General features: G+C 70.8%; 1 protein-coding gene. It reads left to right on the forward strand.

Annotated elements, in window-relative coordinates:
* Nucleotides 1–47: 47 nt before the first annotated feature.
* Nucleotides 48–2,821, forward strand: a 2,774-nt coding sequence (locus tag RMO85_RS14635) for a carboxypeptidase regulatory-like domain-containing protein (protein ID WP_310529459.1), incomplete at its 3' end; no start/stop codon positions are given.

The following is a 2,821-nucleotide window of genomic DNA, read 5'->3' on the forward strand; positions in this document are numbered from 1 at the left end:
AAACCACGCAAAGCCATTCCTGGCCGATCGGTTTCTCCGCGACCGGCATGACGCCCGAGTTCAACCTCGACAAGACCGACGTCGAGCTCGCCGACGACGTCGCGGCGACCCTCAACGGCACCGCGACCGTCAACGCCACGCTGGCCTCCAACCAGCGCACCGTCTCGGGCACCGTCACCGCGGCGTCCGGCGGCGCCGCGGTCTCCGGCGTGACCGTGCGCGTGGAGCGTCGGGTGCAGACCCAGGATGACGTGCGCTGGCGCCTGGTCGACTCCCCGGCCACCATCGCCAACGGGACGTGGTCGACCACGGTCCCCGACGGCACCTATCGCGTCGGCTTCCGCAAGGTCGGCTTCCTGGAGCAGTGGTACGACGCCGCCACCGTGCTCGCCGACGCAGACCCGGTCGTCGTCAACGGGGTCAACCGCACCGGCATCAATGCCGCCCTGCAGGTCGGCGGCACGATCTCCGGCACCGTCACCGGGCCCGCCGGTCCGCTCACCAACGGGTTCGTGACCTTCTGGCGTGAGCTTGCCCCGGGCAACCTCGACGTCGAAGACGAAGTGGCCCTCAGCGGCACCGGCACCTACACCTCGCCGCCGCTCACACCGGGCACCTACGTCGTGCAGTTCGGGGCCTCAGGGCACGTCTCGGAGTACTTCAACAACGCGCCGGACGCGTCGACGGCCCAGCGGATCGTCGTCGGGGTCGGCACCACCTTCACTGCCAACGGCACCCTCGCGAAGGCCCTCAAGCTGTCCGGGACCGTCACCGGTCCCACGGGCACGCCGCTGGCCGGCGTGGACGTCCTCGTCGAGAAGCGCTTCGACTTCGGGGGCGGCGATGTGTTCTGGGACTATGTCGTGCAGCCGACCACCGACGCGGCAGGGGCGTGGTCCGTCGACCTGGGTGCCGGCACCTATCGGGTCAGCTTCTTCAAGAGCGGCTACGCCACGGAGTGGTTCGACAACGCCGCCACGTCGGCCACGGCCCAGAGCATCGTCGTCACCAGCGCCGACGTCGGCGCGATCAACGCACAGCTCGCCCCGGCCGCCGTGCTGAATGGCACCGTCTCGGGTCCCGACGGCCCGGTCTTCGGCGATGTCACCGTCTACGCGGCAGACGCCACCGACCTCGCGACGGCGACTCCGCTGGCCGAGGACTTCACCGGCTCGGACGGGCAGTACCTCATCGAGAGGCTGCCCGCCGGGAGCTACAAGATCCGGTTCGAAGCCAGCCGGCTGCTGCCCGAGTTCCACCTCGACAAGACGGACCTCGCCTCGGCCACGTCTGTCGCCATCTCCACCGCCGCGCCGACCACCGTCGACGCGACCCTCGCCCGCGGCAAGGCCATCGCGGGAACGGTCACGGGAGTGGGTGGGGCGATCGAGGACGGCAGCGTCGACTTCTACCGACAGCTCAGCGACGGCAGCTACAGCTACGTCGACTCCGACAACACCGACGCCGACGGCGCCTATCGGGCGTTCCTGCCGTCGGGCACCTACAAGCTGCGCTTCTCCGGCTACGACAACCGCGTCTCGGAGTGGTGGAACAACGCCTCCAGCCAGGCCGCCGCGACCTCCGTCACCCTGACGTCCGCCGACGTGCCCGGCATCGACGCCGTGCTGGACGACGGCGCCACCGTCACCGGCACGGTCACCTTTGCGCAGCGCCGGTCCGGGTGGGACAGCAACGTGCAGGTGTACGACGCCGTGTCCGGCGCGTTCGCCGGCAGCGCCGCGGTCAATGCGCACACCAACGCGTTCTCGATCAGCAACCTGCCGCCCGGCACCTACCGGGCACAGTTCGCCCGCACCGCCACCTACGAGCTGGCGGAGGCGCAGTTCTTCAACGCGAAGTCGGAGAACCTCGGGCTCGCGTCGTCCGAGACGTTCGTGCTCGGCGCCGCAGCCACCAGGGCCGCCGTCAACGCGGTGCTCGTCGAAGGCGGACGGCTGACGGGCGTGATCCAGGACGCCGCGGGCCTCCCGCTCGCCGACTGCATCGTCACGGCGTACACCAACGACGGATCGCTGGTGAGCCGGACGTCACGGAGCTCCGCCGCCGACGGCTCGTTCGCGGTGCCAGGGCTGACCACCGGCAGCTACTTCCTCCGCACCAGCAACGGCGGCTGCGGGTCCACCACGATGTACTACGACGGCGTGGGCTCCATGTCCACGGTCGCGGGCAACGCCACCGGCGTGAACGCGACGCGCGGCGTCTCGACGGCGGTGCCGCAGACCCTCGTCATCGGCGGGTTGGACCCGGTCGTCAACACCGCGTTGCCGACGGTCAGCGACACCACCCCGGTGGTGGGCCAGCTGCTCACGTCGACGCCCGGCTCGTGGAACCCGTCCGACTCCACCTACGCCTACCAGTGGCTGGCCAACGGCGGCCCGATCGCGGGCGCGACCGGCAGCAGTTACACGGTTGTCGCCGGCGACATCGGCAAGACCCTGGCGGTCCGTGTCACGGCGACGAGGGACGGCTTCGCGAGCAGCACGGCGACGTCGGCCGCCACCAGCGCGGTCGCCCCTCAACCAGTGGTCACCAACACGGCGGTGCCGACGGTGAGCGACACGACGCCCGAGGTCGGCCAGGTGCTCACCGCCGGCGACGGGACCTGGTCGCCGGCCGACGTCACCCTCGCCTACGAGTGGCGCTCCGACGGGACCCCGATCGCGGGTGCTACCAGCAAGACCTTCCAGGTGCCTGCCGGGCAGCTCGGCAAGAAGCTGTCCGTGCGGGTCACCGCGTCCAAGGTCGACCACGTCCCGGCGACGGCGACGTCGACCGAGACCGCAGCGGTGGTGGCCGCCAC

Source organism: Nocardioides sp., from assembly GCF_031422975.1.
Lineage (GTDB): Bacteria > Actinomycetota > Actinomycetes > Propionibacteriales > Nocardioidaceae > Nocardioides.